The sequence below is a fragment of the Streptomyces pimonensis genome (assembly GCF_041380215.1).
In the GTDB taxonomy this organism is placed as follows: Bacteria; Actinomycetota; Actinomycetes; order Streptomycetales; family Streptomycetaceae; genus Streptomyces; species Streptomyces pimonensis.
The window spans coordinates 1-11,960 of record NZ_JAHWZY010000019.1 but is presented as its reverse complement, the minus strand read 5'-3'; the positions used below and the strand labels follow the sequence as shown (position 1 = coordinate 11,960).

The 11,960-nt window shown below is 68.2% G+C and carries 22 protein-coding genes; 6 read left to right on the top strand and 16 right to left on the bottom strand.

Annotated features, from left to right (window positions below; translation table 11 throughout):
• The first annotated feature begins 126 nt into the window (after window positions 1–126).
• The 5 genes from KYY02_RS19765 to KYY02_RS19745 all read left to right on the top strand — a co-directional run bounded on the left by KYY02_RS19765 (window position 127) and on the right by KYY02_RS19745 (window position 3,418).
• Complete coding sequence (locus tag KYY02_RS19765; RefSeq protein WP_371239624.1) at window positions 127–657, top strand: UTRA domain-containing protein; 531 nt, start codon at window positions 127–129, stop codon at window positions 655–657.
• Between the two features lies 1 nt (window position 658).
• A complete protein-coding gene (locus KYY02_RS19760; protein WP_371239622.1) occupies window positions 659–1,423 on the top strand; it encodes a GntR family transcriptional regulator in 765 nt (254 codons plus the stop codon).
• A 229-nt stretch (window positions 1,424–1,652) separates the two neighbouring features.
• A complete protein-coding gene (locus tag KYY02_RS19755; protein WP_371239621.1) occupies window positions 1,653–1,928 on the top strand; it encodes a hypothetical protein in 276 nt (91 codons plus the stop codon).
• Window positions 1,929–1,952: 24 nt separating this feature from the next.
• A complete protein-coding gene (locus KYY02_RS19750) occupies window positions 1,953–3,062 on the top strand; it encodes a hypothetical protein (protein ID WP_371239619.1) in 1,110 nt (369 codons plus the stop codon).
• Window positions 3,059–3,418: an ASCH domain-containing protein gene (locus tag KYY02_RS19745; RefSeq protein ID WP_371239618.1), complete on the top strand. Its 360-nt coding sequence runs from the start codon at window positions 3,059–3,061 to the stop codon at window positions 3,416–3,418. The genes KYY02_RS19750 and KYY02_RS19745 overlap by 4 nt, the downstream gene beginning before the upstream one ends.
• 49 nt (window positions 3,419–3,467) lie before the next feature.
• Here the strand turns inward: KYY02_RS19745 and KYY02_RS19740 are convergent, their stop codons facing one another.
• On the bottom strand, window positions 3,468–4,277 hold the full coding sequence (locus tag KYY02_RS19740; RefSeq protein WP_371239617.1) for a hypothetical protein: 810 nt from the start codon (window positions 4,275–4,277) through the stop codon (window positions 3,468–3,470).
• 228 nt (window positions 4,278–4,505) lie between these two features.
• On the opposite strand from KYY02_RS19740, the gene KYY02_RS19735 reads away from it, so the two are divergent.
• Window positions 4,506–5,102 (top strand): hypothetical protein, encoded by a 597-nt coding sequence (locus KYY02_RS19735; protein WP_371239616.1) that lies wholly within the window; start codon window positions 4,506–4,508, stop codon window positions 5,100–5,102.
• Window positions 5,103–5,283: 181 nt separating this feature from the next.
• On the opposite strand, the gene KYY02_RS19730 is transcribed toward KYY02_RS19735, so the two are convergent.
• The 15 genes from KYY02_RS19730 to KYY02_RS19660 form a co-directional block, all read right to left on the bottom strand.
• Entirely contained in the window at window positions 5,284–6,030 is a 747-nt protein-coding gene (locus KYY02_RS19730) for a hypothetical protein (protein WP_371239614.1), read from the bottom strand.
• Window positions 6,031–6,155: 125 nt separating this feature from the next.
• The gene (locus KYY02_RS19725) at window positions 6,156–6,812 is read right to left on the bottom strand and encodes a hypothetical protein (protein ID WP_371239612.1); all 657 of its coding nucleotides are present in this window, start codon (window positions 6,810–6,812) and stop codon (window positions 6,156–6,158) included.
• 135 nt (window positions 6,813–6,947) lie between these two features.
• Window positions 6,948–7,190 carry a hypothetical protein gene (locus tag KYY02_RS19720; RefSeq protein WP_371239610.1) on the bottom strand — a complete coding sequence of 81 codons (243 nt, stop codon included), beginning with the start codon at window positions 7,188–7,190 and terminating at the stop codon, window positions 6,948–6,950.
• 106 nt (window positions 7,191–7,296) lie between these two features.
• Window positions 7,297–7,581, bottom strand: coding sequence for a hypothetical protein (locus tag KYY02_RS19715; protein ID WP_371239608.1), 285 nt, complete (start codon window positions 7,579–7,581; stop codon window positions 7,297–7,299).
• A gap of 197 nt (window positions 7,582–7,778) precedes the next feature.
• Window positions 7,779–8,090, bottom strand: coding sequence for a hypothetical protein (locus KYY02_RS19710; RefSeq protein ID WP_371239606.1), 312 nt, complete (start codon window positions 8,088–8,090; stop codon window positions 7,779–7,781).
• A 93-nt stretch (window positions 8,091–8,183) separates the two neighbouring features.
• On the bottom strand, window positions 8,184–8,342 hold the full coding sequence (locus tag KYY02_RS19705; protein ID WP_371239604.1) for a hypothetical protein: 159 nt from the start codon (window positions 8,340–8,342) through the stop codon (window positions 8,184–8,186).
• Window positions 8,339–8,464, bottom strand: coding sequence for a hypothetical protein (locus tag KYY02_RS19700; RefSeq protein ID WP_371239602.1), 126 nt, complete (start codon window positions 8,462–8,464; stop codon window positions 8,339–8,341). The genes KYY02_RS19705 and KYY02_RS19700 overlap by 4 nt, the downstream gene beginning before the upstream one ends.
• Entirely contained in the window at window positions 8,461–8,676 is a 216-nt protein-coding gene (locus tag KYY02_RS19695; RefSeq protein ID WP_371239600.1) for a hypothetical protein, read from the bottom strand. The genes KYY02_RS19700 and KYY02_RS19695 overlap by 4 nt, the downstream gene beginning before the upstream one ends.
• Window positions 8,673–8,879, bottom strand: coding sequence for a hypothetical protein (locus KYY02_RS19690; RefSeq protein ID WP_371239598.1), 207 nt, complete (start codon window positions 8,877–8,879; stop codon window positions 8,673–8,675). The genes KYY02_RS19695 and KYY02_RS19690 overlap by 4 nt, the downstream gene beginning before the upstream one ends.
• Window positions 8,876–9,586 carry a hypothetical protein gene (locus KYY02_RS19685; RefSeq protein WP_371239596.1) on the bottom strand — a complete coding sequence of 237 codons (711 nt, stop codon included), beginning with the start codon at window positions 9,584–9,586 and terminating at the stop codon, window positions 8,876–8,878. Before KYY02_RS19685 ends, KYY02_RS19690 begins: the two co-directional genes overlap by 4 nt.
• Complete coding sequence (locus KYY02_RS19680; protein WP_371239594.1) at window positions 9,583–9,834, bottom strand: response regulator transcription factor; 252 nt, start codon at window positions 9,832–9,834, stop codon at window positions 9,583–9,585. The genes KYY02_RS19685 and KYY02_RS19680 overlap by 4 nt, the downstream gene beginning before the upstream one ends.
• Window positions 9,831–10,013: a hypothetical protein gene (locus KYY02_RS19675; protein WP_371239592.1), complete on the bottom strand. Its 183-nt coding sequence runs from the start codon at window positions 10,011–10,013 to the stop codon at window positions 9,831–9,833. Before KYY02_RS19675 ends, KYY02_RS19680 begins: the two co-directional genes overlap by 4 nt.
• Complete coding sequence (locus tag KYY02_RS19670; protein WP_371239590.1) at window positions 10,010–10,375, bottom strand: HIT family protein; 366 nt, start codon at window positions 10,373–10,375, stop codon at window positions 10,010–10,012. The genes KYY02_RS19675 and KYY02_RS19670 overlap by 4 nt, the downstream gene beginning before the upstream one ends.
• A 148-nt stretch (window positions 10,376–10,523) precedes the next feature.
• A complete protein-coding gene (locus KYY02_RS19665) occupies window positions 10,524–11,291 on the bottom strand; it encodes a hypothetical protein (RefSeq protein WP_371239588.1) in 768 nt (255 codons plus the stop codon).
• Between the two features lie 55 nt (window positions 11,292–11,346).
• Window positions 11,347–11,907, bottom strand: coding sequence for a hypothetical protein (locus KYY02_RS19660; RefSeq protein WP_371239586.1), 561 nt, complete (start codon window positions 11,905–11,907; stop codon window positions 11,347–11,349).
• Between the last annotated feature and the right edge of the window lie 53 nt (window positions 11,908–11,960).

The window sequence follows — 11,960 nt, the reverse complement described above, 5'->3', positions numbered from 1 at the left end:
TACGTATCTAGGTAGCAAGCCATACGGCATGAAACTGGCCAGAGTCACCCCGACAGGCGTAAGCATCAAAGGATTAAGGTGGGGAGGTCAGCAGCCACATAGTCAGCAGGGGAGGAGGCGCAGGAGATGACCGATAAGCAGCGACAATCCGACTCACTCGCTTACATCGCGCCACAGGGAAGCGGGCAGGCCGACGCTTGGAGCAAAGAGGCCGGGGAGCGAGGAGGGCAGCAGCTCACCGAGGTTGCCGAGGTCATCCCGCCTAGCGCGGTAGCCGAGGCGCTGCGCCTCTCTCCCGGCGAGCCAGCAGTCGTCCGGCGCCGCGCCATCTCCCTCGACGGAGACGTGATCGAACTCGCCGATTCGTACTACCCTCGCGCCATCGCCCGCGGCACGGCCCTCACCGAGAAGCGCAAGATCAAGGGCGGCGCCCCAACACTGCTGGCAGAACTCGGCTACCAGGCCCGCCACGTCAGCGAGGACCTGGAGTTCCGGGCCGCCGACAAGACTGAGCTCGACGCGCTGGCCCTGCCCGAGGGGGCTAACGTCCTCACCTTGCTACGCACCACATCCACCGAAGACGGGAGCCCTTTCGAAGTGCAACTCATGGTCCTGAAGGCGCCTCGTCGCCTCCACTACGAGATCGAGGTCGACTGACATGCCCGAGCCGCACGAAGACAAGCGCCCCCTTGCCGAACGGATCGCCGCCGACATAAGAAAGCTGATCATGTCCGGCGACTGGGAGCCCGGCCGCAAGGTCCCCACGAACGAAGAACTACGCACGAGGTACGAGACGTCCAACGTAACGATCCAACGCGCACTCCAGATCCTCAAGGATGAGCGGTTCCTTGAGGGCCAGACCGGCGTGGGCGTATTCGTGCGCAGCAGTCGCGCGCAGACCATCCAACCCGCTCACTACATCGCCCCTTCGGAACCGGGCCGGCCATACCGCTGGCTGACCGAAGCGAGCAAGAGACAGCAGCGCGGCAAGTATCGGATGCTCGAGGTTCACGAAGTCGCACCCCCCCTCGAGGTCGCGCGAGCCCTACGCCTCGAAGAGGGCGAAACAGCGATGCTGCGTTCCCGCATCGGATTCCTCGATGACCAACCGGCCGAGCTGGTGCACTCGTACTACCCGATCGAGTTGGCGCGCGGCACGCGACTTGCGGACCGCCGACTCATCCCCGGCGGCTCCCCTGCCCTACTGGAAGAGATGGGGTATCCGACGCGATCCCAGGATGACGCGGTCGCCGCCAGGCCAGCCACGACGGAGGAGTACGAGGCGTTGGAGATCCCACGGGACGTACCGGTGCTCGAGATCTTCCGCATCGTCTACAGCGATGACGAGAAGCCGATCGAGGTCACGCTACTGACGAAGCCGGCCCACCGGTTCAAGATGGGCTACCACATCGAAGTGCACTGATCAGAGGTCCGACAGCCCTCGGCTCATGCCGGGGGCTTTGTCATGCCGAACGCGAAGGCTTGATACAAGTGCGAATAAGGTCTACGGTCTAAGCGTGCTCGCCGCCGCACTTTGCGTGACGGCTTGAACGCACGTAAACGGCCGAGGTGCGTCAACACCCCGGCCGTCGAAGTCATCAGCGGTGCCAGCCGCTGACCGTGAACTCAATCTGCGCGATTGGAGTCTGCCCATGACTGTAGCGCTTCCCCTCTCCCCCGACCACTTGCTCGACGCGCCGCTGCCGCAGCTGCTCGCCGAGACGGGCGCCGAGATCATCGACAGCGCGATCCCCGACCGGGACTTCTTCGGCGCGGCCGTCCAGCGGAAGAACGGCGACGTCCTCCTCGCCATGCCGGCCGGGCGCAGCGAGCTGGAGCACGAAACCATGGCCCGCTACCTCCTCGCCCAGGTCTTCGACGTCGACCTGCCCAAGCTCCCGGCCCCGTTCACAACCACGGAAATCTGACCCCACCCGTCCAGGGAGCAGAGCATGACTGCCTATCCCGTTTCCCCGAACACGGTGCTCGCCAACGCGCTCGGCCGTGCCGAGGATGTTCTTGCGCCGCGGATTCGCACTGCGCCGCCTGAGCGCATCGTGTTCATGGTCGGCACTCAGATCAACGGTGTGCCTCACCTGGGCACCTCGCTGGTGCAGTCCCTCACCTTCGCCACTGCTGCCCGGGTTCGGCAGCGTTTCGGTATCCCTGTCGAGGTGGCGTTCGGCGCTCTCGACAATGCCCCTCACGAGGTCGTTGTGGACTCGGGGTCCGGGCACCGGTATCAGCGCGCCTACGCTCAGGCGCTCGGTGAGGATGTTCTCGCCGATCAGGTAGACGTCCTGTACCGGCCGCTGTTCGTAGCTCTTTCCGAGCGACTGTCGGTCCCGTACTCGATCGAGATGTACTCCCGGCAGCAGGCCGATGGGCACTTCCGCCGTACCTGGTTACGGGCGCATCGCCGTATCGACGCTGCCCGATGGTGGCTTGACCCGGCTCACGGCACTCCGCATGTCCGTGTTCCGTGCTCGAAGCCGGGCTGCGGCTGGGCTGAGAAGTACGCGGAGCGGACTCGGATTCTGGTCGGCGACGAGCACGCCGTGGTGCATGCGGTCTGCCTTCACCACGGCCCATACGAGATCGTCATCGCTCCGGACAGTGGTGGCTATCTCGATCTTGCGACGCTGTACCGCAACCTCGTCAAGGAGTTGGCTGCCGGCGCGGACCGGGGCTGCTTGAGTGTGATGGTGAAGGGTGGGGACTGGGTTTTCGGTTCAACCCTCGTCGACAATGCGCTCACCGCGATCGGGCTCGTTGGTGCGCAGTTGCCCGCTCGGTTGTTTTGCCCGCAGGTTGTCACGGACACCGGTGCGAAGCTGTCCAAGTCGCTTATCCGGGAGGGGCGCGCGTCCTTGCCCGAGGGTGCTGCGCCTTGGATGCTCGACACCCGGGAGTGGCCGGGCTCGTTGTCCGAGTACGCCGACGGGCTGCTCGGCATGACTGAGGTTGTCCTGTCCGATCCGCGGCACTTCTTCCGCTCGTACTCGGCTGGGGAGATTGGCCGGCTGATGTCCGCACCGACAAGGAGGACCACTACCTCATGAGCAATACCGGCATCGTCCGTAGGTACGAGTTGAACCTGTACCGGCAGTACTTCGACCTGGTCGCCGCTGGCCGTAAGAGGATCGAGGTTCGAGTGCGGTATCCGCACCTCGCCGGAATGGCTGCGGGTGACACGATTCGGTTCCGGATCAAGGGCACCGACGAGACGTGCGACGTCCGAGTGTTGCGGGTGACCGCTTATGACGACTTCGAGGCGCTCCTCGACGGCGAGGGCCCGGCGAACGTGAACCCCACGGCGGGCCGCGAGCAGCAGCTCGCGAATATTCGGGCCATTTATCCGCCGGAGAAGGAGGCGCTGGGGGCACTCGCGATCGAGATCGAACGCTTCGCCGTCTGACAGCATGACGATGCCCCCGATCGCAGCGGCGATCGGGGGCATCGCACGTCTACTGCTCTGCAGCCTCGCTGGTTGTGGCGCGGTCGTCGATGACGATGCGGACGGGTGTTCCGTCGCCGTCGCCGTGGTGGGGGCGGTCGATGATCGCCTGTACGGCTGTGGTGATTTTGTCGTGGATGTGGGCGGCGATGGCTCGGGTGACGGGGCTGTTGGCGGTGTGGTGGACGTGGTCGAGGCTGGTGATGGCGGCTACGAGGCTGGGGCCGGAGAAGCGGACTTGGACGAAGCCGTCGTCGTCTTGGACTTTGCCGGGGATGTGGAAGTGCTGCTCGTTCCCCGCAACTTGGATGAGGAAGGCCCAGGTGTCGCGGTGGGCTTCGACGGTGGCGTGGGCGATGCCGGCGGCGGCGCGGAGGATGTCCGGATCGGGCTCGGTTGTGGGTTCGATGGTCGGTTCGGGTTCGGGCGCGGGTTCGGGTGCCGGGTGCTCGACGGGCTGCGGCTCGGGGGTGGCGGCGGGCTCCTCCCTGAGCTCCGACGCTTCCGGCACTGGGGGCGGCGTCTCCCGTAGCCTGCCGTCCAGCTGCCCGATGGCGCCGCGGATGGCGATGAGTTCGCTGCCGATGTTGGCGAGGTGTCCGGTGGCGACGTCGCTGGTGCGGCCGAGCGCTTCGCGGGCGACGGCTCGGATCTCGGCGAGGCCGCTGGTGATGGCGGCGGTGGCGTCCCGCCGGGCTTGGTCGATCATGTGCTGCTGGTCGGCGACCTGCTGCTTGACGGCGGCGAGGTCGGTGGCGAGTTTCCCGAGCTGGTCGAGGATCTGCTGAAGCTGGACCCTGTCTCCACTGCCGAATGGCACTTTTCCCCCTCATGGTCACTAGTGACCCGGTACAGGGTGGTGTGGGTGGCACTGGTCGACAAGGATGCGATCTGGCCAGCGGGCGTGTCGCGTGCTGACGGTGGTGGGGTGTTACGCCCGTGTCACGGTGGTGACGGTTCGTGACGTGCTGGTGGTGTGTGCGTGATAGTTGTACTCGTGCGGGTTCGATCACCGCTCTTTTCTGTCTGTGTCCTTACGGGGGTTCTTATGCGTGGTTTCGTCGTGTCTGCTGCCGTTGTCGCCGGTGTGGTCATGCTGTCGGGGTGTGGTGGTGGGGATGGGGGCGACGACGCGAAGAGCGGCGGCTCGTCCGCAGTGGCGGACACCGCGGCGTGCGAGAAGGCCGTGACCGAGCAGGTGAAGAAGTCGATGGGCGGGGACAAGGCGGCGAGGGACGCGGAGGAGTTGCCGGCGTCGTGTGCGGGGTTGGATGAGGCGACGAAGGAGAAGATCGCGGAGAGGGCTGCTGGTGCGGCCATCGCGGATGCGTTGGGCGGGGATGAGAAGGAGTCGTCTCAGGAGCCGGATGCGAAAGCCGACGTGAAGATCACCGCGTGTTCGAAGGATGAGTTCGGCTATCCGGTGGCGAAGCTTGAGGTCGTCAACTCCACCGATAAGACGCAGGACATGAACGTGCAGGTGTCGTTCAATGGCGCGGACGGTACGCGTCTGGCGGAGGGCGGCACCATCGTGACGGCGCTGGAGCCGGGGCAGAAGGCGAAGGAAGACGCGATGGGGCTGAAGGAGATCTCGGGCAAGTTCACGTGCAAGGTGGGCAGTGTGGACCGCTGGGAATCCCAGTAACCGGACCAGGGTCCGGGTAGCTTCGTCGGCGCCGCTCGAGGTGGCGCGGAAGTGGAACGGCGGCATTGAAGCCGGTGGCGGCGGACATGCCTACCTGGGCGTGGACGAGACAGGCACCACTCTCCGCTGAAACGACGATGCCCCCGACCGCTGTAACGGCCGGGGGCATCGCGGTGCAGGCCTACCGCCGCCACACGTTGACCTTCTCCGTCGACAACAACGGCGCACCCTCCGGGCCCTTCACGTGTGAGGGCACCCACACCTTCCGGTGCTCCTGAACAGACGGTCGCCAGGCGTTCCGCCAGTGCCCCGACACGACCCACCTGTGCTTGTAATGCCAGCCGGCCGTCTCCCGGTCCGGGTCCTGATCCTGCGGCGTGTACTGGCGACGCAGATCGACGACGGTCACCTCCGGGGCGGGCAGACCATCCCGCGCATAGGCCCGCGCGGTCGGCTTGTCGGCCCGCTCCCGGGTGCGGTCGATGAGGAGCGGCTGCTGCATCAGCAGCCACGCCGACGCCAGCGCCGCCACCACCGGCTGGGGCATCTCAGAGTCGAGCTGTGCCATTGGCAGCGGCTCCGCCGTGACGGGAATCGTCGCCGCATAGATCGGGATCAGCGGCGGGATCTTCTCGACGACCACCTCCAGCTCGGGCCGGGCTGCCGCAGCCTCGGCCACCAGCCGGTCCCGGGACATCAGCAGCCACACCAGCAGCTCGTCCTGGTACGGGCCCCACGCGCATGCCTCCACCGGCACCTGCACGCCCTGCGCTTCCATGTGGCCGATGCCGTCCTGCCAGTACAGCAGCCCGCACGGGGCCGGCCGGTCCGCGGTCGCCCACCGTGCGGCGGCGAGCTGCTCACCGGCGTGCATGGCGAGAGCGGCCATGTCCTGCTGTACCCAGAACAGCTCACCGACCTCAAGCATGGACGCCAGAGCGTCTAAGCCTTCTGCGATGTCTGCGCCGGTCCCGGACCGGATGGACGAAGACGGCTCCCGAAGGTGCCGCAGCGTCTGCCGCCGCACCCTCGGGAGCTGGGAAGGGCGCAGGGTCACTCGCCGCTCTTTCCGTCGTCCTCGCGGCGCTGGGCGAGCAGGGCGCGGCCCTTGTCGGCGATGGTCTTCACCGTGGGTTCCTTGATGTCGACCCTCTTGGCCAGGATGGCCTGGCCGCCACGCCCCCAGGAGTCGATCATCTTGGCGAAGGCGATCTGCCGGCGCTGGGTGGCCTGCTGGTAGCTCTCCTCGGCCTTGCTGAACTTCTCGTGCGCCCATTCCGCGTCGATCAGGCGGGCCGTGTCGTTGTTGGCGGCGCCGTCGTAGATCTCCTTGGCGGAGATGCCTTCGACGTCGGTCTCGTCCCAGATGGGGAGCTCTTCGCCTTCTTTGTCGTAGGAGGGCATAGCGCCGGCGGTCGCGCCGCGCACCCACTCCTCGTAGGCGGCGATTGCCTCGTCGAGGTCGTCGGTGTCCTGGAAGTCGCACTCGCTGGGGCCGCTGTCGAAGATGACCCACCGGTGCTCGCCGTTGGGGTCGGTGTAGGGCATGAGGGCGAGGTGGTAGGCCTTCTGGCCGATCTCGTCGAGGCTGAAGGTCTCGCGTACCTCGTCGCGGCGGCCGAGGGCGGCGTTGATGGCGGCCTCGAAGTCGTCGGCCTGGTCGGTGTCGATGTCGATGCCCTGGATGCTGGAGCGGATGACGCGGAGCATGATGTTTCCCCCTTCTGCGGGTGGGCCGTTCCCTCCCGACACGAGAAACTTAGCACCCCCCTAAGAATAAAGCAAGGGGGGTGCTAAGAAACGCCTCCGTCGCCTCGGGTTGAGGTGGCGGGGGCGCTGTCGTCTTCACCCGAGGTAGGTGACCTGCAGTACGGTGATCGTTTTCATCGCCTGGCCGATGAGGAGGACGGCGAAGGCCTGTTTGGTGACGATCATCCGGACGACGCCGTCGTCTTCGCCGTAAGGCTCGGTCACGGCGTGCGGGTCACGGCAGGCCTCAGCGAGCGCGAGGGTGAGGGCTTCACTCGCGGCCGGCGGCATCGCCTCATGGACGGCTTCGGCGGCAGGGTCGTACTTCAAGCGATACACGGGCGCACCTCACCCCTAGTCGGTCCAGGCAGAGTGGGAGTGAAGGGCCTCAGGGATGATGCAGAGAGTAGCAGGATGGCGACACGCAGTGTGCCGCGTTCCTCGATCAGGCGGCGCCGCACGCTCGGATACGGTCGGCGTCGGTGAGGACACGGTCGGTCGCGTCACTCCAGCCCGCAGTCGGCTCCTCACCCCGGGCCTCAGCGGCAGCGATAGCGCGGCCCCGCTCGACGGCTGCCAGCGTGTCCTTCGCGATGCGTTCCCAGCGGGCGAAGACGCCAAGGAGCTGGTGGGCGGGCGCTCGGTTGATCTCGGCGAGGAAGCGCTGGGCGAGGGCAGGGTTGCCGAGGGCGTCACGGATGGACTCGATGGTCCAGGGCTGCTCGCTCATGGTCGCCTCCTGGCCCGCGCGATTCTTGGAGCGTGATTTCACCGTAGCGCACGGCCTGGGCCGCAGTGGTGGTACCACCGGGGAACGTTCCTCGCTGACGCTACCTGGCATATGCCAGGGGTTCGCTATCGGTCGAGGGCCCGACAGCGAACGCCCCCGCACCTCAAGCCGAGGTGCGGGGGCGTTGTCGTGCACGGTTACAGGTAGGCGCGGCCGGGGAGGGCGGCGGCTTCCTTACCGGGCCGCATTTCGATCCAGGTGAGGATCGCGGCGACGACGGCGAGGACGGTGATGTACACGCCGCCGAAGAAGTCGGGGAGGCCTTCGATGGTGTCGCTGCCGACGAGGGCGAGCATCACGACCTCGGCGACGACGGCTGTGATGCTGCCGGCGAGGAGGCCGCGGTCTCGGCGGGTGCGGCGGGTGAGGTGCAGGTACAGGAAGGGCGCGAAGGCGAGGAGTCCGGCGCTGGCGAGGGGGACGAGAGTCCAGGCGATGCGTTTGATCACGGGGTGCGTCCTGTTGATTGGTGGTGGTTGTGGGCAGTTTGCCGCGCGGGGCACCAGCACGGACGCAGAGTGATCATTCTGTTACAGCCTGGGCTACTCCCCCGCCCGCCGCCGGCGTCGACCGGCTCGTGCGGCGGCGAGGTACCAGTAGACCTCCGCCTGCCGCTGCATCCGCCGGGTCACGCGCCCACTCCACAGGACGTACACCAGGGCACTGACGCTGACGGCCAGGGCGACACAGGACACGATCACGAGGGCTCCTTCGTGGTCCAGGTGGCGGGTGCGAGGGTGAGGCGGCCGTCGGGGAGGCGGTCCCACCAGTACGGCCGGCTGAACAGCCAGACGACGCGCAGGCAGTCGGGGTCACGGATCACGACGGCTCCTCTCCGTCGAGTGCGCGGATCGTCGGGCACGGATACGGCACGTGTCGATCGTTCGTTGAGCACCAGTCGCAGGCGTCGTACTCCTGCCGGTGCAGGGCCCGCACGCGCTTCATCCGGGCGGACGCGGCGGCGTGCATCTCGGCGAGTTGGGTCTCGTCGAACGCAACGAGAAGTGCTCGCGCGGCAGGGCTGGTGTCGGTCACGACGGCTCCTTCGGTTGGGTGGGCAAGTGGTCGACGAGGTGCTGGCTGTAGGCGACGAGGCCGCGACCGATGAGGACGCCCCATCCGTCGGGGTCGGCGGGCCGGCCGGCGGCGTCCCATTCCTCGCCGAGGTCTTGCAGGACTGACCAGTAGGCGCGGCAGGAGTCGCACCGGCTGGTGGACTCCTGCCGCTGCCACGTCACGGCTGGTCCCCTGCGTGTTTGTCGGTCCAGTAGGCGCGGTCGGCTTCGGCGCATTCGGCGACGGTCGGGCCGGCGTTGCGGGCGGGCGGGTTGAGGGCGCGGATGGTGGGGCAGGGCCAGGGCGCGGACAGGCGGCCGTAGTCCTCGGTGCAGTTGGCGCAGTAGTCGCCTTCCTGCGGGTGCAGGGCGCGGACCCGATCGAGGGCGGTCTGCACCTGCTTCAGCTCGGCTTCGGCGTCCCAGGCGCGCTGCTGGTAGCCGAGGGCGGTCTGCCCCAGCGTCTTCAGGTCGGCCGCGGCGTTCGTTGCCTGCCCGTTCTGCCGGATGACGTCGGCGAGGTCGGCGTGGGAGTACGGGTCGTCGTCCTCCATGAATCCGATGTCGCACAGGGCGCGACGGATGTCGTCGAGTTGGTGTTCCTTGGCGCGGCGGGCCTGGTGGGCGAGACGGAGTCGCTTCTCAGCCTGGTCGACGGTGTGCGGGTGGTGTGTGGCGAGGTGGGGGGTTATGGCGTCGAGGACGGCGCCGGCCATGGCGTCCCAGGTGCTGATGTCGGGGCAGTGGGTGAGGGCCCCGGTGATCAGCTCGCGCAGGCGAAGGCCGTCAGCGTCCGCCTGCGGGCCGTTCCACCCCTCGCATGCCCTTGGAGTCGGGAAACCCCCCTTCGGGCGCTCCTGGGGACTGTCAGGCGTCTTCTGGTCGGTCATGCGGCTTGCCCCTTGGTCTGGTTGGCGGTGGCGATGGTGGTGAGGTCGGCAAGGGTGATGTGGCCGTGGTAGATCGCGAGGACGACCGCGTGGGTGCGGTCGCGGGCGTCGAGCAGCCGGTACGCCTCACCGAGATGCCGGTCGACGGTGCTGCGGCGGATGCCGAGTCGACGGCCGGCCTGCTCACTGGTGTGGCCCGAGGCGGCAAGGAGCAGCACCTGCCGCTGTCGGGCAGTCAGTCCTCTCACGGCTGGGCTCCGGGCTGCCGGACCCGTCCGCGCGGGTCGAGGATGCCGTCGGCCTGGGCGAGCAGCCGGAGCGCGCGCCGCAGGGCGGAGCGGAGGGGTTCGCGGCGGCGGGCGTAGGCGGTGAGGATCTGCGCGCTGCCGTCGTCGGGAATCCAGCGAACCGGGACACGGCGGTTCACGACGCCACCCGCTTCCCGCGCCCGCTGTACCAGGGCAATGCGAGGCCGTCGTTCTCAGCGCGGGGCACGAGGTGCAGGTGCAGGTGGAACACGGACTGCGTCGCCTCCCGACCACGGCTGGTGATCAGGTTCATGGGTCGATCCGTCCATCGCATGAGCTGCGCCGCGTGGAACATCGCGTCAGCCGAGACGGCGGGGTCGCTCGCGAAGTCGCGGACGTGCCGCTTCGGGATGACGAGAATGTGCCCATCGACCACGGGGTTGAGTGGAACGATCGCGATGACGTCGGACCATTCGTGCACGTAGGTGGCGAGCGCACGTCCAGCGACGATCTCGCAGAACGGGCAGGGCTGTTCGGTCACGGTGCTGGCCTTTCGGGTGGTTTGCCTACGGGTTGGTGGTCGAAAGCTCTGTGCGGCCCTGTGAGGCGTCGGGGAGGGTTCCGGCGGTGCGAGAGTCGTCGGGCGGGCGGGAGGCGCTACAGCGGGCGTGTAGCGCCTCCCGTGGGGCTCAGGCGGGCGGAGGGGACGACTGCGCCCCGTCCTGCCGCGCCCCGGCGGCGGGCTCGCATTCCGCGCCGCACAGTTCGTGGTCGCCCTCGGCGTGGGCGTCCTCGCGCTCGTGTCGGGTGCAGGGCTCCCCGGTGCCGTCGGCGTCGCACTCGGGGACGCTGCACGGCGTGCGGGCGGGCGTCTCGGTTGCCGTCTCGTCGGCCATGCGGCGCAGCAGGTCGGCACCGTCCATGACCCCGCCGTTCCAGGCGTCGCAGTACGTGTCGTAGCCGTAGTCACGGCTGTCCGTGTCGTAGTCCATGCGACCGAGGGCCTCGGCGGCTTCGCGGAGGACGACGGTCCGGTCGGCGGGCTCGGGCAGCACCGCCAGCACCGCGTCGGCTGTGCCGCGGTAGTCGTCACGGATCGCCTCGGGCTGCCGCTCCCAGCTGTGGTCGGGAAAACGGTCGGCATGAATGGCCTCAGCAACGGCCTCGCGGAGCGCGGCGCGGCCGGTGAGCGGGGCCACGGCAGCAGACACAGCGGCGCGCACCGCGGCCCGGTACCGACGCGCCTTCGCGACGGCGTCCGCGTCCCAGCCGTGCCGGGAGGCCATCTCCTCGAGCGCGCCGTGGACGCACGTGTCGTCGTGGGTGGTGTCTTCGCAGTCCCAGCCGACGAGGACGGCGTACAGCCAGGCGTCGACGCGGTAGGTGCCCCAGTCGCGGCTGCTGGTGGTGATGAGCCGCTCCATGCCTTCGAGGGCGGCGGCGAGGTCGTGGGTCATCAGGTGCTCCGGGTGGTGGGGCCGCCCCGTGGTGGGGGCGGCCAGGCGGGTCAGGTCAGGCAGAGGCGAGGCGTGCGCGGCCGGCGTCGGTCACGGTCACGAGGTGGCCGCCGATGCTGGACGTGCGGTCGATGCGGATCCGGTCGGCCTTGGCCAACGCCAGCCAGATGTCGACAGAGGCGCTGAACCCGTCCCGCGACCCGAGCTGCCAGACGCGTCGGCGCCCGTCGTCGTAGACCGGGACCGGCTCCTGCTGCTTGGCGATCTCCCGCAGCAGGCGCATGGCCGTCGGTCCGTCGGGGTTCGCCTTCGGCCGGGACTGCTTCGCCGCGCGCTGGGCCTTCGCCTGCTGCTCCAGTTCGGCGGCCAGCTTCCGGCCGGCCTCGGTGATGTGGAGCGGGCTCTCGCCGTACTCGTCCCATCCCGTTGTCAGACCGGCCTTGCACAGGGCGGGGAAGAGGCGAGTGCTGTAGAGGCCCTGGGTGCTGACGCTGTCGAGGTACCAGCGGTCGCGGCCGGAGTAGCGGACGGCGACGCCGTCTCCGGTGTCGCGGCGGGCGAGTTCCAGCAGCAGCTTCTGCGAGGCGGGCGGAAGTTCGGCAGGGCTGGTGGTCATGGTGGTGCCTCTCGTGTGGTGGGATCGGATGGCCGGCCGCCCCGCACTAGGCC

What these genes read in the sequence shown, in the direction of transcription:
- KYY02_RS19660 (WP_371239586.1), bottom strand. Translation starts at nt 11,907, where the DNA reads ATGACCACCAGCCCTGCCGAACTTCCGCCCGCCTCGCAGAAGCTGCTG.
- KYY02_RS19735 (WP_371239616.1), top strand. Translation starts at nt 4,506, where the DNA reads ATGCGTGGTTTCGTCGTGTCTGCTGCCGTTGTCGCCGGTGTGGTCATG.
- KYY02_RS19755 (WP_371239621.1), top strand. Translation starts at nt 1,653, where the DNA reads ATGACTGTAGCGCTTCCCCTCTCCCCCGACCACTTGCTCGACGCGCCG.
- KYY02_RS19685 (WP_371239596.1), bottom strand. Translation starts at nt 9,586, where the DNA reads ATGACCGACCAGAAGACGCCTGACAGTCCCCAGGAGCGCCCGAAGGGG.
- KYY02_RS19745 (WP_371239618.1), top strand. Translation starts at nt 3,059, where the DNA reads ATGAGCAATACCGGCATCGTCCGTAGGTACGAGTTGAACCTGTACCGG.
- KYY02_RS19665 (WP_371239588.1), bottom strand. Translation starts at nt 11,291, where the DNA reads ATGACCCACGACCTCGCCGCCGCCCTCGAAGGCATGGAGCGGCTCATC.
- KYY02_RS19760 (WP_371239622.1), top strand. Translation starts at nt 659, where the DNA reads ATGCCCGAGCCGCACGAAGACAAGCGCCCCCTTGCCGAACGGATCGCC.
- KYY02_RS19725 (WP_371239612.1), bottom strand. Translation starts at nt 6,812, where the DNA reads ATGCTCCGCGTCATCCGCTCCAGCATCCAGGGCATCGACATCGACACC.
- KYY02_RS19715 (WP_371239608.1), bottom strand. Translation starts at nt 7,581, where the DNA reads ATGAGCGAGCAGCCCTGGACCATCGAGTCCATCCGTGACGCCCTCGGC.
- KYY02_RS19765 (WP_371239624.1), top strand. Translation starts at nt 127, where the DNA reads ATGACCGATAAGCAGCGACAATCCGACTCACTCGCTTACATCGCGCCA.
- KYY02_RS19730 (WP_371239614.1), bottom strand. Translation starts at nt 6,030, where the DNA reads ATGCTTGAGGTCGGTGAGCTGTTCTGGGTACAGCAGGACATGGCCGCT.
- KYY02_RS19750 (WP_371239619.1), top strand. Translation starts at nt 1,953, where the DNA reads ATGACTGCCTATCCCGTTTCCCCGAACACGGTGCTCGCCAACGCGCTC.